Consider the following 20,435-nt stretch of genomic DNA (forward strand, 5'->3'; position numbering starts at 1 on the left):
CGTGCTGCACCGCTGGCTGGTCCGCCTGATGATCGGGGCGGCGCTGCTCGTGGGGCTGCGCGGCATCGCCAAGGATGTCCAGTTCGACAGTGCCCTGCTACGGCAGGCGTTTGATGCCGGCGCCGGGTGGGAGGAGTCGGTACCGCCGGAGGTTGTCGAGGCCCGCGAGCTGCTTTCCCGCCACGGCGATCCCAGCGTGCCGGTCGCGTTGGCGCCGGGCCTGTGGGAAGACCCGCTGGTGCGCGAGCGCCTGTGGGACGGGCTGTACCCCCGCCGCGTTCATTGGGCCGACAAGGGCCTGATGCTCTGGCGCACCCCGGGTCCGCAGCAGCCTGATTGCACCGAAATCGCAAGGAGTGAGCGCATTGTTCTCGTTGACTGCCACTGACGGTGGCGCCCGCGCCGCGCTGGGCATGCTGGCCGGCGTGCTGCTCTGCTATGCCTTCGCCGCGTTTGGCTGGGTAGGGCTGCCTGCGCAGCTGGCCTTCATTGCGGTGCTCATCTGTGCGCTGTGGTCACTGCTGGCCCTGCGCGACGGCCGCGCCGCCTGGATGCTGGGCATTGTCGCCGTGCTGCTGGTGCTCGCGCTGGGCAGCCCCACCGACGAGTGGGACCCGCGCTCGATCTGGATGCTGCACGCCAAGCGCATCTATCTGGAAAACTCGCTGTACGCCCAGTTGGATGGCTATGCCATCTTCAGCCACAACGACTATCCCTCGCTGATGCCGCTTTGGTCCGCCACGGCGGCCAAGGTGGTCGGCCACTGGAACGAGATCTTCCCGAAGGCTGCGGCCACGCTCCTGCTGCTGCCGCCGCTATTGCTGATCGCACGTACCCTGCGTACCTGGTGGGCGGCGGGTCTGTTCGCGGTGGCGGTGCTGGAAGTGGGCGGGCGCTACCTGGTGGACGGCTACATGGATGCGTTCCTGGCGGTCTATGCGGTCGCTGCCCTGGCGGTGGCGATCCAGCCGCGTACTGACAACGCCGCAGGGGCCTGGTTCAACCTTGCAGCCTACGCGGCCCTGTCGGCGGTGCTGACCCTGATCAAGAACGAAGGCGCGGTGCTGGCCATCCTGGTGGCCGTGGTCGCAACCGGCACGTTGCTGCTGCGCGACCGCCGCATGCCCTGGGGTCTGCTGGCCGCGTTTGCCGTGTCGATGCTGCCACTGCTGGCGTGGAAGCTGGCCGTGGCCGGCGCCGACCTGGGCAACGACCTGGCGCAAAGCGACCTGAAGGGGCAGCTGCTGGCGCGCCTGCCCGACCTGGCACCCACCGTGCTGATCCTGAAGGCCCTGCTGCGCAGTGCCGTGTGGGTGCCGCTGGTACTGCTGCTGGTACTGTGGGCGCGCACCTGGCGCGTGTCCGCTGCCCGCGCCGCGCTGCTGGTTGCAGTGGCGTACTTCGGCGTGCTGTTCGCCGTGTACCTGAGCACCCCGCACGATCTGGCCTGGCACCTGGCCACCAGTGCCAAGCGCGTGGCGCTGCCGGTCCAGTTGCTGTTGATGTACGGCGTTCTGGTGCTGCTGGACCAGTGGAAACAGATTGCCCCGCGCCAGCGTGCAGGAGAACGGAATGCTTGAGCCCAACGAATCCTTCGTGGTGGTCACCCCGGTCTACGAGGACCACGTGGCCTCGACCCGGTTGTTCACCGAGCTGGCGCGCCTGTACGGCGACCGCGTGTTCGTGGTGGCGGTGGATGACGGCTCGATCCGCGAACCGGTGCAGCCGTTCCAGTTGTCCGGGTCCGGGGTCAACGGCGTGGTGCTGAAGCTGCGGCGCAATGTCGGCCACCAGAAGGCCATCGCGGTCGGGCTGGGCTACGTGGAAGAAAACCTGCCCGACGCGCAGCGCGTGGTGGTGATGGATTCGGACGGCGAGGACCTGCCGGAAACCATCGCCGAGCTGCTGGCCGCCGCCCGAGACGAGAATGTCGACGTGGCCGTGGCGCGCCGCCGCAGCCGGGTGGAAACCCTTCGCTTCCGCACCTTCTACGTGGTCTACAAGTTCATTTTCCAGCTGCTTACCGGGCGCACCATCAGCTTCGGCAACTTCATGGCGATCAAGGTCAGTGCGCTGCACCGGCTCAACGCGATGCACGAAGTCTGGACCCATGTGGCCGCGGGGCTGATCGCCAGCAAGCTGCGCCTGGCGGTGTGCCCGATCGACCGTGGGCCGCGCTACGCCGGGCAGAGCAAGATGAACTTCGTGGGCCTGACCCTGCATGGGTTCCGCGCGCTGATGGTGTTCGCCGAAGACGTGCTGGTGCGGGTCGGCCTGATGTGCGTGCTGGTGTCCTCGGCCTCGATCGCGCTGGCAGTGGTGGCCACCCTGCTCAAGCTGGCCGGCTACGCCACCCCGGGCTGGTTCTCGATGGCCTTGGGCGTGCTGTTCCTGGTGTTCCTGCAGACCGGCACGCTCACCCTGATGACGCTGATGCTCAGTGGCATCGTGCGCGGCACCATCCAGAAACCGGGCGCGTACCGGGACTACCTGGCCGGGGTGATCGAGGTGACGGCGGATGCAACGCCGCGCTGACCTGCGCCAGCTGCTCCGCTACGTCATCAACGGGCTGGTGGCGACCGCGGTGCACTTCGCCGTGCTGAGCCTGCTGGTGGAGGTGGTACGCGTGCCGTCCAAGGGCGTGGCCAACCTGCTCGCCGCCGCTGTGGCCATCGGCGTCTCGTTCCTGGGCAACCGCTACTTCGTGTTCGCCGCCACCCAGGCCCGCGCCAGCGGCCAGCTGTGGCGGTTCGTGCTGCTGTACGCGGGCATTGCGCTGGTGAATGGCGGGCTGATGGCGGTATGGTCGGACCTGCTGCACTTCGACTACCGGGTCGGCTTCGTGCTGATCAGCATCGTGCAGTTCATCCTTTCGTTCCTGGGCAACCGCCTGCTGGTGTTCAAGCCATGACAACCCTCCTCAAGGCCGGGCTGCTGACCCTGGTCTACATCGGCCTGCTGCTCGGCATCCACTTCCTGCACGTGCGCTTTTTCACCGTGGACGTGGTGTTCTACGCGGCCATCGGCGACGCCCTGCTGGCGGCGGTGGCGACCGGCCTGCTGCTGCTGGCGTCGCCGTTCCGCGCGTTCACGCCCGCCGAGCGGGTGCTGCTGGCCCTGGTATGGCTGCTGGGCGGCTACGCATTCGCGATCTCGGTGCCGACGGTGATCGACCGTTCGCTGTCGTTCTACATCCTGGAAAAGCTGGACCAGCGCGGCGGTGGCATCCGCCAGGATGCCTTCCAGGACGTGTTCACCCAGGAATACATGGTCGAACACCGGCTGGTGGACGTGCGCCTGACCGAGCAGGAGAGCTCCGGCACGATCCAGATCGAAAACGGCTGCGTATTGCTGACCGACAAGGGCCGGCGCGTGGCCGGCATGAGCCGCTTCTACCGCCAGCATTTCCTGCCAAAGCAGCGCCTGCTGCTGGGCAGATACTCCGACGACCTGACCGACCCCTTCCGCCACAGCCGCCAGGACGTCACCTACCAGTGCCGGTAAACAATCGGGTCTCGGCACGCTGGCAGGCACGGTAGGGTCGGTTCCCAAACGACTGCACGTATCGGCGCAACGCCCGGTAACGCATGACCTTGGGCGAACCCGCCCATCAACACCCGATCATGCCGACACACCGCGTCCCAACAAATCATCGAAATACGCAATCGTCCGCCGCAACCCGTCTTCCAGCTTCACCTGCGGCTCCCACCCACCGAGCCGGCTCTTGGCCAGCGTGATGTCCGGCTGGCGCTGCATCGGGTCATCCTGCGGCAACGGCTTGAACACCAGCTTCGACCCCGAATTGGTCAGCGCGATCACCGCCTCGGCCAGCTCGCGGATGGTCATCTCCGCCGGATTGCCCAGGTTGCACGGCCCGGTGAAGTCCTTGTCGGTCGCCATCAGCCGCAGGAAGCCCTCGATCAGGTCGTCCACATAGCAGAACGAACGCGTCTGCTGGCCTTCGCCATAAATGGTGATGTCCTCACCCCGCAGCGCCTGCACGATGAAATTGGACACCACGCGCCCATCATTGGGATGCATGCGCGGGCCATAGGTGTTGAAGATGCGCGCCACCTTGATATCCAGCCCGTGCTGGCGGTGGTAATCGAAGAACAGCGTTTCCGCGCAGCGCTTGCCCTCGTCGTAGCAGGAGCGCGGGCCGATCGGATTGACGTTGCCCCAGTAGTCCTCGCGCTGCGGGTGCACGCTGGGGTCGCCGTAAACCTCGCTGGTGGAGGCCTGGAAGATGCGGCAGTCCAGCCGCTTGGCCAGCCCCAGCAGGTTGATCGCACCGTGCACCGAGGTCTTGGTGGTCTGCACCGGGTCGTGGCTGTAATGCACCGGCGAGGCCGGGCAGGCCAGGTTCCAGATCTCGTCCACCTCGATGTACAACGGGAAGGTCACATCGTGGCGAAGGAACTCGAAGTGCGGGTTGCCCAGCAGGTGCGCGATGTTGCGCTTGGTGCCGGTGAACAGGTTGTCCGCGCACACCACCTCATGGCCCTGCTCGAGCAGGCGTTCGATCAGGTGCGAGCCGAGGAATCCGGCGCCACCGGTGACCAGGACGCGCTTGCTGCTGTCGTGACTTCTCATGCAGGAACCTTGTGACTATGCGGCGGGTGGGGGCGCGACGGAAACGCGCCTCAGGCCGCAGATTGTAGAGGACTCCACGTGGAGGTGACGCGCACCCGCCCAGCGCACATACCGGGTGCCGGCGGGCTACAAGTCCGGGCGGCGCTCTCGGCACCCAATGCGTAGCGACACGCCACGCGTGTCCCACGGAGACCGTACGGGGATGGGCTGGCTACGGTCTGCGGTCGGTATCCGTGGGACACGCATGGCGTGTCGCTACGCGGTCGGCGCCGGAGGGCCGTTGGCCGGCCGGCGCGTGCTAGCGTTCCCGCATGGACCTCCATCTTCCCGATGCTTCGGTGCACTGGCACCGCCACTGGTTGGCCGCCGCCGAGGCGGATGCCCTGCAGCGACAGCTGCGCGGCGAGGTGCCGTGGGAGGTGCACCGGATCCGCATGTTCGGGCGGTCGGTGGATTCGCCTCGGTTGAGCTGCTGGATGGGCGATCCCGCCGCGCGGTACCGCTATTCGGGCACCGACTTCGTGCCGCACGCCTGGCATCCCGCCCTGGTCCCGCTCCGCGATGCGTTGGGCAGGTTCTGCGGCCAGCCGTTCAACAGCGTGCTGCTCAACTGCTACCGCGACAACGACGATGGGATGGGCTGGCACAGTGACAACGAGCCGGAACTTGGGCCAACGCCGCTGATTGCATCACTCAGCCTGGGCGCCGCACGGCGTTTCCTGCTGCGCCGACGCGATGACCATGCGCGCAAGGCGGAGGTCATCCTGGGTCATGGCGACCTGCTGCTGATGGGCGGGCGCACGCAGACCTTCTACCAGCACGCCCTGCCCAAGAGCGCACGGCCCTTGGCCGAGCGCATCAATCTGACCTTCCGTTGGATAGGAAGCGGTTCAGCGTAGGCGTGTCGGGATCACCTTGGCGGTCTGGCTGTCGGCCTGGCCGGTGGTCAGCGTCCAGCCCACCAGCTCGGTGGTAATCGCCTGCAGGCCCTGCTCGAGCGCCCGGGCCACGTCGCCCGTGGCGGTGCTGCCCACCGGCTGCTCCTGGCGGAACGTACGGTCGGCGACCACGCGCTGGTCGATCACGTGGATCAGCTTGGCGTTGATTTCGATGAAGGCGGTCGGGGTTGGCTGGCCGCGGTAGTCGGATTCGAAACGGCGTACATCCAGCGCCAACTTGTAGTCGGCGCGGATGCCGGTGGTGGCACGTGCCACGCCGGTGATGCGCCCGGAATCCTCGAACGCCCGCACCAGCGCATCGTCCACCATGTCTGTGGCCGGCTGCGCCCAGCTCACGCCCTTGTAGACCTCAAGCTCGCCGGGGTTCGGCCGCACGTTGATGCGCGGGCTGTCGACCACGCGCGCGGCGGTCGGCTTGACCAGTACCAGCGCCCAGTCGACCTTCGGCCAGGACGGGTCGGGCTGGATCTTCACCACCGGCGAATAGATGGTGACCTGCGAGCGCTCGCCGCCGCCCAGCAGCGAGCAGGCGCCCAACGCAAGCATCAGGCCGGCCGGCAGCAGCAGCCGGGGCAGGGAAGCGGGCAACAGCGGCATGCGGCTCATTTGGGTTCGAACTCCTTCGGCGCGTCACGGCCCAGCAGGTAGCGGGCCGGGTTGTTGTCCAGTTTGTCGCTGACCCGGCGCAGGTCGCGGATCAGGCCGCGCAGTTCGGTCAGGGTCGGGCCCAGCTGGGCCAGGCCGTCGTTGGCGAAGCTGTTGATCGCCGCGCGGTTCTCGCCGAGGATCGAATCGGCACTGCCGGCCGCCGAATCGAGCTTGGTCAGCGTGGTTTCCAGCTTGTCCAGGATCGGCGGCAACTGCTGCACCAGGTTGGTGTCCAGGCGCTGGATGGTGCCGTTGGTGGTCTTCAGCGTGCTGTCCAGGCTGCGCGCGGCGTCGCGTGCGCTCAGCAGCAGCGCCTGGGTGCCCTGGTCGCGGTCGGCCAGGCCACCGCTGATGGTTTCCAGGTTGGCCAGGGTGGCGTTGATGCTGGCCACGTTGCGGTCGCTGAGTACCTGGTCCATGCGCTCGACGATGCGGTTGGCCACGTCGGTGATGTTCTGCAGCGCCGACGGCGTGGTCGGGATGATCGGGGCCGGGTCGCGGTTGACCGCGGTCAGTGCCTGCGCCTGCGGCGTGCCCCCGCTGAGCTGGATGATCGACGGGCCGGTCAGGCTGGTGATGGCCAGCTTGGCGCGGGTGTCGGTCTTGACCGGCGTGTTGGAGTTCAGGCGGATCCGCGCAACCACCTGGCGCGGATCGTCCGGGACCAGGTTGAGTTCGGTGATCGAGCCGACCGCGATGCCGTTGTACTGCACCGGGCTGCCCACCGACAGGCCGGTGACCGCCTCGCGGAACACCACGCGGTATTCGGTCCAGGTGCGGTCGGAGGAGTACTTGGCCGCCCACAGCCCGAATGCCAGCAGGGCCAGCCCCACGATCAGGGTGAACGCGCCGATCAATACGTAATTGGCTTTGGTTTCCATGGTCTATTCGCTCTTCTGCTTGGCGTCGCGTGCAGCGCGCGCGCGCGGTCCGTGGAAATATTCCTGGATCCACGGATGATCCAGTTGTTCGATCTCGTGAAGCGGGGCGGTGGCAATCACTTTCTTGTCGGCCAGCACCGCGACCCGGTCGCAGATCGCATACAGCGTGTCCAGGTCATGGGTGATCAGCAGCACGGTCAGGCCCAGCGCTTCCTGCAGGGTCTTGATCAGGCGGTCGAAGGCGGCCGCGCCGATCGGGTCAAGTCCGGCGGTGGGTTCGTCCAGGAACAGCAGCGGCGGGTCCAGCGCCAGCGCACGCGCCAGCCCGGCGCGCTTGCGCATGCCGCCGGACAGCTGCGACGGCAGCTTGTTGATCGCATCGGCGGGCAGGCCGGCCAGCTTCACCTTGAGCAGGGCCAGTTCGTAATGCCAGCGCTCGGGCAGCTCGCCGTGGTGTTCCTTCAGCGGCACCTGCACGTTCTCGCCCACGGTCATCGACGAGAACAGCGCGCCATCCTGGAACAGCACGCCGGTGTTGCGCTCGATGTGCAGGCGGTCGGCGCGGTTGTCCGAGCGCGCATTGACGCCCAGCACCTCGATCTCGCCTTCATCCGGATGGCGCAGGCCGAGGATACTGCGCATCAGTACCGACTTGCCGGTGCCCGAGCCGCCGACCACGCCGAGGATCTCGCCGCGGCGCACGTCCAGGTCCAGCCCGTCATGCACGGTCTGGCTGCCGAAGCGGTTGGTCAGCCCGCGTACGCGGATGGCCACGCCGTCTTCATCGGCCAGTTCCGCGCGGGTGTCTTCATCAGGGGCGGCCAAGGTCGTCATCACCAATCCATGTGCATGAACCACAACGCGGCGAACGCGTCGATGATGATCACCAGCGAGATGGTCTGCACCACGCTGGAGGTGGTGCGTTCGCCCACCGACTGCGCGGTGCCCTGCACCTTCAGTCCCTCCAGGCAGCCGATCAGGCCGATCACCGCGGCGAACACCGGGGCCTTGGACAGGCCCACCAGCATGTGCCGCACCTCGATGGTGTCGTGCAGGCGCGCCAGGTACATCTGCGGTGGAATATCCAGGTCGAACGCGCCGACGGTGACGCCGCCGGCCAGGCCGGCGATCATCGCAATGAAGGTCAGCAGCGGCAGGGTGACCAGCAGCGCGATCAGGCGCGGCAGCACCAGCAGGTCGACAGGATCCAGGCCCAGGGTCTGGATCGCGTCGATTTCCTCGCGTGCCTTCATTGACCCGATCTGCGCGGTGAACGCGCTGGCGGTGCGGCCGGCCAGCACGATCGCGGTCAGCAGCACCGCGAATTCGCGCAGGAAGGCGATGCTGACCAGTTCGACCACGTAAATTTCCGCGCCGAAGTCGCGCAGGATGGTCGAGCCGAGGAAGGCGATCACCGCACCGACCAGATAGGACAGCAGCGCCACCAGCGGCACCGCGTCCAGCCCGACCTGTTCCATGTGGTGCACGGTGGCGGTGAGCCGGAACCGGCGCGGCTCGCGCACCAGGCGCCCGGCCTTGACCAGGTTTTCGCCGAGGAAGCTGGCCAGCGCCACGATGTTGTGGCCGGTGGCATGTACGCTGACGCCCAGGCGCTCCAGCGCGGCGAGCACGCCGAAGTCGCGCTTGGCCTTGGGGCGGTCGTCGGCGACTTCTTCGATGGTGCAGACCAGCGCGCGGTGTTCCTCGCGGAAGGTCAGCGCGTCTTCACCGAGATCGGCGCGATGGGCCACGCGCAGCACCTGCAGCACGCCGGCCGAGTCCAGCTGGGTGATGCCGCTGGCGTCGATGGCGGTGACGTTCGCCGGCGCCGCGCGCAGCGCTTCGGCCGCGTCCAGCGCGGTGCGAAGGGTCCACTGACCGGACAACCGGATCCTGCCGGGGTCCTGTGGATCGAGTTCGAGGTGGGGGGCGTTGTCTGGCGTCATGGGCGTCGTGCGCGCAGCATAACCTGTCTGCGTGGAGGCCAAGTGTGTGCCGTCGGCAACGACGCTGTTCAGCCGGGGCGGGCTTCGGGTAATACTACCGCGCATGTCTGCCGACGCACCCGCCATCGCAACCCCTCCGGCCACCTACGCACAGCGGGTCGCCTTCGTGTCCGAGATCGCCGGGCGGCTGCACAGTTACGGCACCACCGCCCAGCGGCTGGAGGCCGCGGTGGTGGCGCTGGCGCAGCGGCTGGATTTGGACTGCGAGCCGTGGTCGAACCCGACCGGCTTGATCCTCAGCTTCAGCGACCCGACCAAGGCGATCGGTTCGTCGGACATCACCCGCGTGATCCGCCTCGCACCGGGCGAAAACGACCTGCACAAACTGAGCATTGCCGACCAGATCACCGACGCGGTCGCCAACGGCACCATGAGCATCGCCCAGGGCCATACCGCGCTGCGGCACCTGGACAAGGACCCGGGCCGGCGCGGCAAGATCCGCATGATCCTGTCCTACAGCCTGGGTGCGGCCGGCGTGGCCGGGTTGTGGAAACTGCCCTGGCTGGACATCGCCACGGCCGGGGTGATCGGGCTGCTGATCGGCCTGATGACGCTGCTCACCGACCGCCGTCCGGCCAGCCGAGAAGCCAGCGAGGCGCTGGCGGCGCTGCTGGCCGGCACCGTGGCGGCGCTGGTGGCCTCGTTCGTGGGTGCGCTCAACCTCAACACGGTGATCATCGCCTCGCTGGTGGTGATGCTGCCCGGCATGTCGCTGACCAATGCGGTCAACGAACTGGCCAGCCAGCACTGGGTATCGGGGACGGCGCGGTTCGCCGGCGCGATCACCACCATCCTGAAACTGACCGTGGGGGCGGTGATCGCGGTGACGCTGTCGGGCATCCTCGGCCTGGACCCGCTGGTGCGCGCGTCGCGACCGCAGGCGGACTGGGTGGAATGGAGTGCGCTGCTGCTGGCGGCGTTCGCTTTCGCGATGCTGTTCAAGGCCAGTCGCCGCGATTATCCGTGGGTGATCGCCGCGTCGGTGGCCGGGTATGCGATATCGAAGTTCGCCGGCCAGGCGTGGGGAATGCCGGCCGGCATTTTCATGTCGGCGATGGTGATGACCGCGGCCGGCAATCTGTTCGGTCGCCTGGTGCAGCGCCCCGGCGCGATCATCCGCCTGCCCGGCATCATCATGCTGGTTCCCGGCAGCACCAGCCTGCGCGGCGTGCTCACGCTGGTGCAGCAGCAGGACATGAGCGCGGGGCAGGTGGTGCTGATGACCGTGCTCAACGTGGTAATGGCGCTGGTGGCGGGACTATTGTTCGGCAACCTGCTGGTACCGGCGCGAAAGAATCTGTGAGTTTCTGAAAGTTTTCGCGACGTTCGGCAAACCCGGGTAACGCATTCAAATAATCGATATCGGTGCGCCGCGCATGCCGCACGCATCGGGCACCGCCTGGGCCGACCAACGGTCGGCGCTACCGTCCCACAAAAAACGCCGGCCATCCGGGCCGGCGTTTCAATGCGCGCGCCATCGGCGCATCGCTTACTTCTTGATCAGGAAATCTTCCAGCTTCTTGCCCTTGGTGGTGTGGGCAGCCAGCCAGCGCGGCTGCTTGCCACGGCCGGTCCAGGTTTCCTTCGGGTTGGCCGGGTTGCGGTACTTCGGGGCCACCTTGCCCAGCTTGCGCACCGCCTTCTTGGCCGGAGCGGCCTTGCCCGCCGTGCCCGCGCGGCTGCGGCCCGCAGCGGCAACGCCGGCTACTTCTTCAAGGGTGTATCCGTTGGCTTTGGCCAGCTTGGCCAGCTGGGCGCGAACCTTGGTCAGGGCCGGGCGCTTGGCGACGATCGTCTGCTGCTTCTTCGCGTTCTTGATCAGGGCGCCCAGCTCTTTGGCGGACAAACCACTCAGGTCGATACTCATCAACTACTCCGGAATCTAAAAAGAAGGACGGGGTGTGGGCCAGTCCTTGGCATCGGGCAACAGCATACATTCTCATTTGCGCAATGCACAGCTTGTCGGAATAATCAATGGAAATGGGATAATTAAATGCCGGGGTATTTCACCCGGCATCCGTCATCACTTCGTCAGCCGGGCCATCAGGGCGTCGCGGTCCAGGCTCTCGGCCTCGCTCGCCGAGCGTGCGCGGTATTCGAACGTACCCGCCTCCAGGCCACGTTCGGACACCACCACCCGGTGCGGGACGCCGATCAGTTCCATGTCGGCAAACATCTGGCCGGGGCGCAGCCCGCGGTCGTCCAGCGCCGCATCCAGGCCGGAAGCCTGCAGCTGCGCGAGCAGCTCGGCGGCGGCCGCATTGACCGCATCGTCCTGCTTTGGATTGATGACGCATACCACCACCTGCCAGGGCGCCATCGCGTCGGGCCAGATAATGCCGGCGGCGTCATGGTTCTGCTCGATCGCAGCGGCGACGATGCGCGAGATGCCGATGCCGTAGCAGCCCATCGCCAGCACCGCGGCCTTGCCGTTCTCGTCCAGCACGGTTGCTTTAAGCGCCTGCGCATACTGGCGACCCAGCTGGAACACATGGCCCACTTCGATGCCGCGCGCCACCTTCAGCTCGCCACCGTCGGCCGCACGGTCGCCTTCCTTTGCATTGCGGATGTCAGCCACTTCCGGTTCCGGCAGGTCGCGGCCCCAGTTGACCCCGGCAATATGGAAGCCGGCTTCGTTGGCGCCGACGACAAAATCGGCCATCGCCGCAACGTCGCGATCGGCCACGACGCGGATCGGCCTGGCCGGATTCAGCGGGCCGAGGAAACCGGGTTCACTGCCCAGGTGGGTGGCGATTTCCGCCTCGCCGGCCATGCGGTACCCCTGCAGGCCCTCCACTTTGCCCAGTTTGATTTCGTTGACGTCATGGTCGCCGCGCACCAGCGCCAGCACGAAGCCGCCTTCGCTCATGATCGCGATCGACTTCACCGTGCGCTCCAGGCCGATCCCGAGCAGGGCGGCCACGGCTTCGCAGGTCTTCTGGGTGGGGGTTTCGACCTTGCGCAGCGCTTCGCTGGCGGCCGCGCGCGGACCCGGCGCGGCCGCGACCGCCGCTTCCATGTTGGCCGCGTAGTCCGAGCCGGTGGAGAACACCAGCGCGTCTTCGCCGGAGTCGGCGATCACGTGGAATTCCTGCGACGCATCGCCACCGATGGCACCGGAATCGGCCTGCACCATGCGGAAATCCAGGCCCAGGCGGGTGAACACGCGGGCGTAGGCGGCCTTCATGTTTTCGTACTCGCGTACCAGGCAGGCATCGTCCAGATGGAAGGAGTAGGCGTCCTTCATCAGGAACTCGCGCGCACGCATCACGCCGAAGCGCGGGCGGATCTCATCGCGGAACTTGGTCTGGATCTGGAAGAAGTTGACCGGCAGCTGCTTGTAGCTGGACAGTTCCTGGCGCGCGAAGTCGGCCGCGGCTTCCTCGGCGGTGGGGCTGTAGCAGAACACCTGGTCCTTGCGGTCCTTGATCTTGAGCAGCTGCGGACCGAATTTTTCCCAACGGCCGGTGGCTTCCCACAGTTCCTTGGGCTGGATGGTCGGCACCTGGAATTCCACCGCGCCGGCCCGCTCCATTTCCTCGCGCACGATGCGCTCGACCTTGCGCAGCACGCGCAGGCCCAGTGGCGACCACGTGTACAGCCCCGAGGCCAGCTTGCGGATCATGCCCGCGCGCAGCATCAGCCGGTGGCTGGTGAGCTCGGCATCGCTGGGGGTTTCCTTGGTGGTACGCAGGTGGAACTGGGAGAGGCGCATCGTCGGCTTCGCTGAACGGCGGAAAGGCAATATTCTGCCAGCCCGGCCGCCCACGTGCCCAATCCTGGCGCGAACGGCGTATCGACCAACGGTCGATACCTACCGCCGGTGCGTGGACAATGCCACCCCCAACGGCGGGCCGTCCCCAATATCACCGGCACCGCCGCCGTGCCCGATCCCACCGGCATCGGCGCCATGCCCGATGCCACCGGCAATGGCTTGGCGCCTGGTAGCCCCGACCGTTGGTCGGGGGAGGCCGCTCAGGCGGCCGGCTTGCAGTAGGCCTTGATCGCCGCGTCCGCCAGCGCCTTCTGCGCCTGGCGCTGGCTGTCGTCCAGCGCGGTGTCCGGCTTGCCGTCGCCGTTGGTGTCCTGCATCACCTCGCCCTTGCCGGCGAGCAGGGCCAGGTTGTCGCGGGCGGTGGTGCAGTTGGCCGATTCGGCCGGCGCCGCTGCCGCGGCGGCCCGGGTGGCGGCCGGGTCGCGGTTCTGCACCTTGCGCTGTTCAGCGTTCTGCCCGGTGGGCGGCTTCTCCGAGTACTGGGTTACGCCATTGGCGTCCTTCCACTTGTAGACGTTTCCGGCGCTGGCCGAAGCGCTGGCGAGCAGCAGCAGGCAGCACACGAGGGGCAGGGCACGCATGGCAACTCCGGGCAGCAGGGGGCAGGAGCGCGATTGCAGCATTCCCGTCCGGCGCTGGCAACCCTCCCCCCAAACCGCGCCGCAGCCACTAAACTGGCCGGCATGGATCAGATGAAACCCCCGCCGCGCTCGCGCAGCATTTACCTGTTGCCCAACCTGTTCACCACGGCCGGCCTGTTTGCGGGGTTCTACGCGATCATCGCCGCCGCCAATGGCGACTTCGTCAATGCCGCCATCGCGGTGTTCGTGGCCGCGGTCATGGACGGCCTGGACGGGCGGGTGGCGCGCCTGACCGGCACCAGCAGCGAATTTGGCGTGCAGTACGACTCGCTGGCCGACCTGGTCAGCTTCGGCATGGCCCCGGCGCTGGTGATGTACCACTGGTCGCTGTCCTGGCTGAAGTTCGACGACCCGATCATGGGCCGGGTGGGTTGGGCGGTCGCCTTCCTGTATGCGGCGTGCGCGGCCCTGCGCCTGGCCCGCTTCAACACCCAGGTCAGCGTGGTCGACAAGCGCTGGTTCATCGGCCTGGCCAGTCCGGCCGCCGCCGGCCTGATGATGTCCTTCGTGTGGGCCTTCGCCGACGGCGCGCTCGGCTGGGATGGCAATGAACTGCGCTACGTGGCATTGGGCGTGACCCTGGCGGCGGCGCTGCTGATGGTCAGCCGGATCCGCTTCTGGAGCTTCAAGGGCGGTGGTGAAAAAGGCCCGCGCGCCGACCGCGTGCCGTTCCTGGCGTTGGCGCTGGTGCCGATCGCCATTGCGATCATGGTCATCGACCTGCCGCGCGTGTTGTTCGCGGTGGGCGTGATCTACGCGTTGTCCGGCCCGGTCAGCTGGGTCTGGCAGCGCACCCGCAAGCCGGCCGAGCCCGGCGCGTGAGCACGCCGGCCGCGCCGCCGCTGTGGACCCCGGCCCAGCAGTCCTGGCTGCAGGCGATGGGCTACACGGTGTTCGTGGACGGCAGCGTGGACGCGGCGCCGGATGCGCAGATCGACCTGGGCGCAGTCCCGGCCGCGGCACTCCCGGACGACCCCGTCGTAGTGCCGGGCTCTGCCCGGCAAAGCGCGCCCGCCCCACGGCGGAGCGCACCCACCAGCATCGAAGACGCCTCTGCGCCAGCGCGCAGCAATGCGCCAACGGACGATGCGCCTGCTCCGCCGCGCCGCAGCGCGCCCGCTGCCGAAGCGCCGGTCGCCAGCGCCCGCCCCGGCGCCCGCCGCCCGGCGGTGCGCATGCCGCCGCCGCTGCAGATCGCATTGCTGCGCGCCTCAGGCTGCAACCCGAACGACCCCGACACCCAGGCAGTGATGGCCGGCTGGAACCTAGACGAACTGCGCGGCAACGCCGCGGCCAAGCGTGCGCTGTGGCCGCAGTTGAGGGCACTGCGCAAGCGGGGCAGGGCGTGAGCGCGGTCAGTGCGCACCGGCCACCGGCGCTGCGCGCACTGCGCGAAGCCGATCTGGACGCGGTGATGGAGATCGAGCTGCGCGGGTACCCGTTCCCGTGGACGCGCGGCATCTTCGTCGACTGCCTGCGGGCGGGCTACCCGGCGTTGGCGCTGGAAGACGACGGCGTGCTGGCGGGTTACGGCGTGCTGAGCATCGCCGCCGACGAAGCGCATGTCTTGAATGTCTGCATCGATCCGGCCTGCCAGACCCGTGGTTTGGGCCGGCGACTGTTCCGCGCGCTGGTGAAGCTGGCGCGCGAGCATGGCGCGCAGCGGGTATTCCTGGAAGTGCGGCCGTCCAACACTCCGGCGGTGGCGCTGTACCACAGCGAAGGCTTCAACGAGATCGGCCGTCGGCCGCGCTATTACCCCGCGCGCGATGGCCGCGAGGACGCGCTGGTGATGGCGATGGAGCTGGTCGACGACGACATCCAGACGATGCCGCCGTTGTAGCCGACCAGGTTGCACGGGCATGACCATCGGCGGGGAGGGCGCTTCTCCGATCGGGGTCCATGCGTCAAAGGGCCGATCACCGCTACCGGCAGTCGTTTGGGAACCGACTCTACCAGCGAGCAGCCCACCCGGTAGGTGGCGACCGTTGGTCGCCACGACACGCCGAGCAGCCCACCCAGGTAGGTGGCGACCGTTGGTCGCCACGACACGCCGAGCAGCCCACCCGGTAGGTGGCGACCGTTGGTCGCCACGCTTCAACCCGTTACAGCTTCGCGCGCTGCGCGACCAGGCCTTCCAGCTGCGCGGTCCAGTCCACCAGGCGCACGCGCTCCTGCTCGACCACCGCTGCCGGCACCTTGTCGGTGAACTTGGACAGCTTCACCGCGCTCTTCTCCTTCTCCGCTTCCACCCGTGCGATTTCCTTGTCCAACCGGGCGCGCTCGGCGCCCAGGTCGACCAGGCCTTCCAGCGGGACCAGCAGCTTCAGCTCGCCGACGATGGCGGTCGCGGCCGGCGGGGTGTCCGCATCCGCCGCCAGCCATTCGATGCGCTCCAGCTTCAGCAGGAACGACAGCGACGACGTGAACCGCGCCACGCGGTTGCGGTCTTCCTCGCTGCCACCCTGCAGCAGCAGGCCGACCTGCTTGGCCGGCGGCACGTTCAGTTCGCTGCGCACGCGGCGCAGCGCGCTGACCATCGACTTCAGCCACTCCACATCCGCTTCGGCGCGTGCGAAGTCACCGGCGAATTCCTCGGCGGTGGGGTACGGGCGCAGCGAAATGGTGTCCGCGGCCAGGCCCAGGCGCGGTGCGACCTGGCGCCACAGCTGTTCGGTCACGAACGGAGTAAGCGGGTGCAGCAGGCGCAGCAGCGCTTCCAGCACGTACAGCAGGGTGTGGCGGGTGCTGGTCGCGTCGTCGGCATTGTCGCCATTGAGCGCCGGCTTGGTCAGCTCCAGGAACCAGTCGCAGAACTCATTCCAGGCGAACTCGTACAGCGCCTGCGCCAGCAGGTCGAACCGATAGTTGGCGTAGTGCGTGCGGGCCTCGGCCGACACTGCCGCCAGCCGTGCCAGGATCCAGCGCTCGGCATCGGTGCGCGGCTGCGGCACGCCCTCGAACTGCGCGCCTTCGGTGTTCATCAGGGTGAAGCGGCTGGCGTTCCACAGCTTGTTGCAGAAATTCTTGTAGCCCTCGGCGCGGCTCATGTCGAACTTGATGTCGCGGCCATGCGTGGCCAGCGCGGCGATGGTGAAACGCAGCGCGTCGGCACCGTGGGCGATGATGCCGTCCGGGAAATCCTTGCGGGTCTGCTTCTCGATCTTCGGCGCGTCCTTGGGCTTCATCAGCCCGGTGGTGCGCTTGGCGACCAGGTCGTCGATGGAAATGCCGTCAATGATGTCCAGCGGGTCGAGCACGTTGCCCTTGGACTTGGACATCTTCTGGCCCTGCGCATCGCGGATCAGGCCGGTGATGTAGACATCCTTGAACGGAATCTTCCCGGTGAAGCTGTCGGTGGCCATGATCATGCGCGCCACCCAGAAGAAGATGATGTCGAAGCCGGTGATCAGCACCGACGACGGCAGGTAGCGCTCGAAACCGCGCTCGGCCATCGCCTGCTCGTTCGGCCAGCCCAGCGTGGAGAACGGCCACAGCTGCGAGGAGAACCAGGTTTCCAGCACGTCGCTGTCCTGGGTGAGCACGACATCGGCCCCCAGTCCGGCGCGCGCGCGCGCGTCCGCTTCATCGCGGCCCACGTAGCAGGTGCCGGCGGCGTCGAACCACGCCGGAATGCGGTGGCCCCACCACAGCTGGCGGCTGATGCACCAGTCCTGGATGTTTTCCATCCAGTGGCGGTAGGTGTTGATCCAGTTGGCCGGGACGAACTGGATCGACCCGTTCTCGACCAGTTCCAGGCCGCGCTGGGCCAGCACGTCCATCTTCACGAACCACTGGTCGGTCAGGTAAGGCTCGATCACCTGCTGGGTACGGTCGCCGCGCGGCACCTGCAGCTTGTGCGCCTTGGTCTCGACCAGGATGCCCAGGTCTTCCAGCTCGGCCAGGATCACCTTGCGCGCTTCGTAACGGTCCAGCCCACGGTACTTTTCCGGGGCGTTGTCGTTGATCGCCGCCACCGGGGTGAACAGGTTGATCATCGGCAGGTTGTGGCGCAGGCCGACCTGATAGTCGTTGAAGTCGTGCGCCGGGGTGACCTTGACCACGCCGGTACCGAACGCGCGGTCGACATACTCATCGGCGATCACCGGCACGCTGCGACCGGTCAGCGGCAGGGTCACGCTGCGCCCGATCAGGTGCGCGTAGCGCTCGTCTTCCGGGTGCACCATCACCGCCGTATCGCCCAGCAGGGTCTCCGGGCGGGTGGTGGCGACGACCAGATACGGGCGGGTTTCGCGCAGGGTCTCGTTGCCGTCGGCGTCGCGCTCCACGTGCTCGTAGCTGGCGCCGTCTTCCAGCGCGTAGGCGATCGACCACAGGAAGCCGTCTTCTTCCACGCTTTCCACTTCCAGGTCGGAAATGGCGGTCTTCAGCACCGGGTCCCAGTTGACCAGGCGCTGACCACGGTAGATCAGGCCCTGCTCATGCCAGCGCAGGAACGCCTCGACCACCGCTTCGGACGGCTGCGGGTCCATGGTGAAGGTGCTGCGCGACCAGTCCGCCGAGGTGCCCATGCGACGCATCTGGCGCTCGATGATGTCGCCCGACTGCGCCTTCCACTCCCACACCTTCTCGATGAAGCCGTCGCGGCCCAGCGAATCGCGGCTCTCGCCGTTGCCGGCCAGCGCCAGGTTGCGCGACACCACCATTTCGGTGGCGATGCCGGCGTGGTCGGTCCCCACCTGCCACAGCGTGTCGTAGCCGCGCATGCGGTGGTAGCGCACCAGCGCGTCCATCAGGGTCTGCTGGAAGGCATGGCCCATGTGCAGCGTGCCGGTCACATTCGGCGGCGGCAGCAGGATGGTGTACGGCTCGCCCTTGCCGGACGGCTTGAAATGCCCGGCCTTCTCCCAGGAGTCGTACAGCTCCGTTTCAAAGGTCTTGGGGTCGTAGCTGGAGGCAAGTTGGGTCATGCGGGGGAACCAGGAGGCAATCGGTAAAGGATCAGGGCGGCGGCGGACCCGATCAAGGGCGCCGCCGCGGGCTTACATGTCGTACTTGTTCAGCACGAAGTCCAGCGCCTTGTACTGGCGCCAGCGTTCGCGCAGCGGTTCGCGCGCGGCCGGGTCAGCCGGCACTACTTCCAGCACCCGGTCGCAGGCGCCCAGGTAGGGGTCGTCGCGCAGGTTGATCACCAGCGGCCGGCTCGGCGCTTCCGCGCCGGGCACCGCGATCAGCACCAGTGCTTCGTCCTCGTCGGCATCTTCGCCGGCGATCTGGTGCGGAATGTAGGCATCGTCGTCGAACGACCACAGCAGCTCGTCCAGTTCTTCGGCCTGGGCCTGGTCGCGGGCCAGCACCAGGGTCTGCAGGCCGGCGTCGTTGGCCTTGCGGGCCAGCTCGCAGACCAGGCGCAGCGGCTCGGTGAGGAAGCGCGGCTTGGCGATCAGGTAGAAGTCGGCGCGGGACATCAGCTGCGGGCGACCTGGTCCAGCAGCCACTGGGTCAGCAGGCCGACCGGACGACCGGTGGCCATGCCGCGCTTGCCTTCGTCGCTGGCCACGCCGGCGATGTCCAGGTGCGCCCAGCGCTGGCCTTCAGTGAAGCGCGACAGGAAGCAGCCGGCGGTGATCGCACCGGCCCAGCGGCCGCCGATGTTGTAGACGTCGGCGAAGCTGGAATCCAGCATCGGCTGGTATTCGTCCCACAGCGGCAGGCGCCAGGCGCGGTCGAACACATGCTCGCCGGCGGCCAGCAGTTCATTGGCGAGGTCGTCGTGCTTGGTCATCAGGCCGGCGGTCTGGTGACCCAGCGCGACCATGCAGGCCCCGGTCAGGGTGGCGACGTCGACCAGCGCTGCCGGTTCGAAGCGCTGCGCGTAGGTCAGCGCGTCGCACAGGATCAGGCGGCCTTCGGCGTCGGTGTTGCCCACTTCGATGGTCTTGCCCGACATCGAGGTGATCACGTCGGACGGACGGTAGGCATTGCCGTCGATGGCGTTTTCGACCGCCGGCACCACCACCACCAGGTTCAGCGGCAGCCGGGCGGTGACCGCGGCGACGAAGGTGCCGATGACGTTGGCGCCACCGCACATGTCGTACTTCATTTCCTCGATGCCGCCCTGGGTCTTCAGGTTCACGCCACCGGTGTCGAAGGTGATGCCCTTGCCGACCAGCACGTACGGCTTGGCGCTGCCGCCGTTGTTCCACTTCAGCACGACCAGGCGCGGGCGGTTGGCCGAGCCACGGGCCACGGCCAGCAGCGAGCCCATGCCCAGCGCTTCCATCTGCGCCTCGTCCAGGATCTCGGCCTCGGCGCCGGCATGGGCCTGCGCGAAGGCGGCCGAGGACTCGGCCAGGTAGGCCGGGGTGCACAGGTTCGGCGGCAGGTTGCCCAGCTCGCGGGCGTGCTGCACGCCGGCGGCGATGGCCTGGCCCTGGAGCAGGGCCTGGTCATCGGTACCGGCGATGGCCAGGCTGGCCAGGCCGGCGGCCTCGGGCTTCTTCGTGCCCAGGGTGGCGGTGTAGCGGTAGCTGGCGTGGTCGGCGGCGATCACGGCCTGGCGGATGTTCCAGGCGGCGTCGCGGCCCTTGATCTGCAGCTCGGACAGGGTGAACAGGGCGTGGCGGATGGCCCCGCTCTTCAGCGCGCGGCCGGCGTCGCCGACGGCCTTGAGGTACTGAGGCACGCCGAACTTGGCCGGCTCGCCCAGCCCGACCACCAGCACGCGCGGTGCGGTCACGCCGGGCACGTCATGCACCAGGGTGGTGGCGCCGGTCTTGCCGCTGACATCGCCGCGGGCGACCAGGGCGGTCAGGCGACCGCCGGAAACGGCGTCCAGGGCCTGCGCCGCCGGGCTCAGGGTCTGGTCGGCGTAGGCGCCGACGATGACGCAGTCGACCTCGGCGGAGGCCGGGGCAGCGTGGTTCAGGGTAAATTCGAGGGCCATTGATCAGATTCCGTTGGCAAATCCG

At 67.7% G+C, this 20,435-nt stretch carries 20 protein-coding genes and 1 pseudogene; 10 read left to right on the top strand and 11 right to left on the bottom strand.

The window, feature by feature from the left end; all coding sequences use genetic code 11:
- Window position 1 precedes the first annotated feature (1 nt).
- Genes FSZ13_RS16235 through FSZ13_RS16255 form a run of 5 tightly spaced genes read left to right on the top strand, consistent with a single transcriptional unit; the run spans window position 2 to window position 3,504 of the window.
- Window positions 2-388 carry a hypothetical protein gene (locus tag FSZ13_RS16235; protein WP_145481462.1) on the top strand — a complete coding sequence of 129 codons (387 nt, stop codon included), beginning with the start codon at window positions 2-4 and terminating at the stop codon, window positions 386-388.
- Complete coding sequence (locus FSZ13_RS16240; protein WP_260844224.1) at window positions 357-1,580, top strand: hypothetical protein; 1,224 nt, start codon at window positions 357-359, stop codon at window positions 1,578-1,580. The genes FSZ13_RS16235 and FSZ13_RS16240 overlap by 32 nt, the downstream gene beginning before the upstream one ends.
- Entirely contained in the window at window positions 1,573-2,535 is a 963-nt protein-coding gene (locus FSZ13_RS16245) for a glycosyltransferase (protein WP_145481463.1), read from the top strand. Before FSZ13_RS16240 ends, FSZ13_RS16245 begins: the two co-directional genes overlap by 8 nt.
- On the top strand, window positions 2,519-2,911 hold the full coding sequence (locus FSZ13_RS16250; protein ID WP_145481464.1) for a GtrA family protein: 393 nt from the start codon (window positions 2,519-2,521) through the stop codon (window positions 2,909-2,911). The genes FSZ13_RS16245 and FSZ13_RS16250 overlap by 17 nt, the downstream gene beginning before the upstream one ends.
- Window positions 2,908-3,504 (top strand): hypothetical protein, encoded by a 597-nt coding sequence (locus FSZ13_RS16255; RefSeq protein WP_145481465.1) that lies wholly within the window; start codon window positions 2,908-2,910, stop codon window positions 3,502-3,504. Before FSZ13_RS16250 ends, FSZ13_RS16255 begins: the two co-directional genes overlap by 4 nt.
- Before the next feature lie 117 nt (window positions 3,505-3,621).
- Here the strand turns inward: FSZ13_RS16255 and FSZ13_RS16260 are convergent, their stop codons facing one another.
- Window positions 3,622-4,593, bottom strand: coding sequence for a UDP-glucuronic acid decarboxylase family protein (locus FSZ13_RS16260; protein WP_145481466.1), 972 nt, complete (start codon window positions 4,591-4,593; stop codon window positions 3,622-3,624).
- Window positions 4,594-4,904: 311 nt separating this feature from the next.
- Here FSZ13_RS16260 and FSZ13_RS16265 point away from each other — a divergent pair, with 311 nt between their 5' ends.
- Complete coding sequence (locus FSZ13_RS16265) at window positions 4,905-5,492, top strand: alpha-ketoglutarate-dependent dioxygenase AlkB family protein (RefSeq protein ID WP_145481467.1); 588 nt, start codon at window positions 4,905-4,907, stop codon at window positions 5,490-5,492.
- On the opposite strand, the gene FSZ13_RS16270 is transcribed toward FSZ13_RS16265, so the two are convergent.
- Genes FSZ13_RS16270 through FSZ13_RS16285 form a run of 4 tightly spaced genes read right to left on the bottom strand, consistent with a single transcriptional unit; the run spans window position 5,484 to window position 9,027 of the window.
- Window positions 5,484-6,158, bottom strand: coding sequence for an ABC-type transport auxiliary lipoprotein family protein (locus FSZ13_RS16270; RefSeq protein ID WP_145481468.1), 675 nt, complete (start codon window positions 6,156-6,158; stop codon window positions 5,484-5,486). The genes FSZ13_RS16265 and FSZ13_RS16270 overlap by 9 nt on opposite strands.
- Complete coding sequence (locus FSZ13_RS16275; RefSeq protein ID WP_145481469.1) at window positions 6,155-7,081, bottom strand: MlaD family protein; 927 nt, start codon at window positions 7,079-7,081, stop codon at window positions 6,155-6,157. Before FSZ13_RS16275 ends, FSZ13_RS16270 begins: the two co-directional genes overlap by 4 nt.
- Before the next feature lie 3 nt (window positions 7,082-7,084).
- A complete protein-coding gene (locus FSZ13_RS16280) occupies window positions 7,085-7,915 on the bottom strand; it encodes an ABC transporter ATP-binding protein (protein WP_145481470.1) in 831 nt (276 codons plus the stop codon).
- Window positions 7,915-9,027 (bottom strand): MlaE family ABC transporter permease, encoded by a 1,113-nt coding sequence (locus FSZ13_RS16285; protein ID WP_145481471.1) that lies wholly within the window; start codon window positions 9,025-9,027, stop codon window positions 7,915-7,917. The genes FSZ13_RS16280 and FSZ13_RS16285 overlap by 1 nt, the downstream gene beginning before the upstream one ends.
- A gap of 103 nt (window positions 9,028-9,130) precedes the next feature.
- Here FSZ13_RS16285 and FSZ13_RS16290 point away from each other — a divergent pair, with 103 nt between their 5' ends.
- The gene (locus FSZ13_RS16290) at window positions 9,131-10,390 is read left to right on the top strand and encodes a threonine/serine ThrE exporter family protein (RefSeq protein WP_145481472.1); all 1,260 of its coding nucleotides are present in this window, start codon (window positions 9,131-9,133) and stop codon (window positions 10,388-10,390) included.
- Window positions 10,391-10,579: 189 nt separating this feature from the next.
- On the opposite strand, the pseudogene FSZ13_RS16295 reads toward FSZ13_RS16290, so the two are convergent.
- The 3 genes and pseudogenes from FSZ13_RS16295 to FSZ13_RS16305 all read right to left on the bottom strand — a co-directional run.
- A pseudogene (locus tag FSZ13_RS16295) lies at window positions 10,580-10,954 on the bottom strand (H-NS family nucleoid-associated regulatory protein); the annotation flags it as partial.
- Between the two features lie 156 nt (window positions 10,955-11,110).
- A complete protein-coding gene (locus FSZ13_RS16300) occupies window positions 11,111-12,802 on the bottom strand; it encodes a proline--tRNA ligase (RefSeq protein ID WP_145481474.1) in 1,692 nt (563 codons plus the stop codon).
- A 260-nt stretch (window positions 12,803-13,062) separates the two neighbouring features.
- Window positions 13,063-13,443 carry a DUF4124 domain-containing protein gene (locus FSZ13_RS16305; protein WP_145481475.1) on the bottom strand — a complete coding sequence of 127 codons (381 nt, stop codon included), beginning with the start codon at window positions 13,441-13,443 and terminating at the stop codon, window positions 13,063-13,065.
- A gap of 102 nt (window positions 13,444-13,545) precedes the next feature.
- Between FSZ13_RS16305 and pssA the strand changes: the two genes are divergently transcribed.
- From pssA to rimI, 3 genes are read left to right on the top strand one after another with little or no spacing between them, the layout of a single operon-like run.
- Entirely contained in the window at window positions 13,546-14,325 is a 780-nt protein-coding gene (pssA, locus tag FSZ13_RS16310; protein WP_145481476.1) for a CDP-diacylglycerol--serine O-phosphatidyltransferase, read from the top strand.
- Window positions 14,322-14,852 (top strand): hypothetical protein, encoded by a 531-nt coding sequence (locus tag FSZ13_RS16315; RefSeq protein WP_429000018.1) that lies wholly within the window; start codon window positions 14,322-14,324, stop codon window positions 14,850-14,852. The genes pssA and FSZ13_RS16315 overlap by 4 nt, the downstream gene beginning before the upstream one ends.
- Window positions 14,849-15,346, top strand: a complete 498-nt coding sequence (rimI, locus tag FSZ13_RS16320) for a ribosomal protein S18-alanine N-acetyltransferase (protein ID WP_145481477.1) — start codon at window positions 14,849-14,851, stop codon at window positions 15,344-15,346. The genes FSZ13_RS16315 and rimI overlap by 4 nt, the downstream gene beginning before the upstream one ends.
- 262 nt (window positions 15,347-15,608) lie before the next feature.
- On the opposite strand, the gene FSZ13_RS16325 is transcribed toward rimI, so the two are convergent.
- The 3 genes from FSZ13_RS16325 to FSZ13_RS16335 form a co-directional block, all read right to left on the bottom strand.
- Window positions 15,609-18,434: a valine--tRNA ligase gene (locus FSZ13_RS16325; protein WP_145481478.1), complete on the bottom strand. Its 2,826-nt coding sequence runs from the start codon at window positions 18,432-18,434 to the stop codon at window positions 15,609-15,611.
- Window positions 18,435-18,506: 72 nt separating this feature from the next.
- The gene (locus FSZ13_RS16330) at window positions 18,507-18,932 is read right to left on the bottom strand and encodes a DNA polymerase III subunit chi (RefSeq protein ID WP_145481479.1); all 426 of its coding nucleotides are present in this window, start codon (window positions 18,930-18,932) and stop codon (window positions 18,507-18,509) included.
- Complete coding sequence (locus tag FSZ13_RS16335) at window positions 18,932-20,410, bottom strand: leucyl aminopeptidase (protein ID WP_145481480.1); 1,479 nt, start codon at window positions 20,408-20,410, stop codon at window positions 18,932-18,934. The genes FSZ13_RS16330 and FSZ13_RS16335 overlap by 1 nt, the downstream gene beginning before the upstream one ends.
- Window positions 20,411-20,435: the final 25 nt, after the last annotated feature.

It is taken from the genome of Stenotrophomonas rhizophila (assembly GCF_007667275.1).
Taxonomy (GTDB): domain Bacteria; phylum Pseudomonadota; class Gammaproteobacteria; order Xanthomonadales; family Xanthomonadaceae; genus Stenotrophomonas; species Stenotrophomonas maltophilia_AE.

Coding starts and splice junctions, on each gene's coding strand:
- FSZ13_RS16245 (WP_145481463.1), top strand. CDS start 1,573: ATGCTTGAGCCCAACGAATCCTTCGTGGTGGTCACCCCGGTCTACGAG.
- FSZ13_RS16250 (WP_145481464.1), top strand. CDS start 2,519: ATGCAACGCCGCGCTGACCTGCGCCAGCTGCTCCGCTACGTCATCAAC.
- FSZ13_RS16255 (WP_145481465.1), top strand. CDS start 2,908: ATGACAACCCTCCTCAAGGCCGGGCTGCTGACCCTGGTCTACATCGGC.
- FSZ13_RS16260 (WP_145481466.1), bottom strand. CDS start 4,593: ATGAGAAGTCACGACAGCAGCAAGCGCGTCCTGGTCACCGGTGGCGCC.
- FSZ13_RS16265 (WP_145481467.1), top strand. CDS start 4,905: ATGGACCTCCATCTTCCCGATGCTTCGGTGCACTGGCACCGCCACTGG.
- FSZ13_RS16270 (WP_145481468.1), bottom strand. CDS start 6,158: ATGAGCCGCATGCCGCTGTTGCCCGCTTCCCTGCCCCGGCTGCTGCTG.
- FSZ13_RS16275 (WP_145481469.1), bottom strand. CDS start 7,081: ATGGAAACCAAAGCCAATTACGTATTGATCGGCGCGTTCACCCTGATC.
- FSZ13_RS16280 (WP_145481470.1), bottom strand. CDS start 7,915: ATGACGACCTTGGCCGCCCCTGATGAAGACACCCGCGCGGAACTGGCC.
- FSZ13_RS16285 (WP_145481471.1), bottom strand. CDS start 9,027: ATGACGCCAGACAACGCCCCCCACCTCGAACTCGATCCACAGGACCCC.
- FSZ13_RS16290 (WP_145481472.1), top strand. CDS start 9,131: ATGTCTGCCGACGCACCCGCCATCGCAACCCCTCCGGCCACCTACGCA.
- FSZ13_RS16300 (WP_145481474.1), bottom strand. CDS start 12,802: ATGCGCCTCTCCCAGTTCCACCTGCGTACCACCAAGGAAACCCCCAGC.
- FSZ13_RS16305 (WP_145481475.1), bottom strand. CDS start 13,443: ATGCGTGCCCTGCCCCTCGTGTGCTGCCTGCTGCTGCTCGCCAGCGCT.
- pssA (WP_145481476.1), top strand. CDS start 13,546: ATGGATCAGATGAAACCCCCGCCGCGCTCGCGCAGCATTTACCTGTTG.
- FSZ13_RS16325 (WP_145481478.1), bottom strand. CDS start 18,434: ATGACCCAACTTGCCTCCAGCTACGACCCCAAGACCTTTGAAACGGAG.
- FSZ13_RS16330 (WP_145481479.1), bottom strand. CDS start 18,932: ATGTCCCGCGCCGACTTCTACCTGATCGCCAAGCCGCGCTTCCTCACC.
- FSZ13_RS16335 (WP_145481480.1), bottom strand. CDS start 20,410: ATGGCCCTCGAATTTACCCTGAACCACGCTGCCCCGGCCTCCGCCGAG.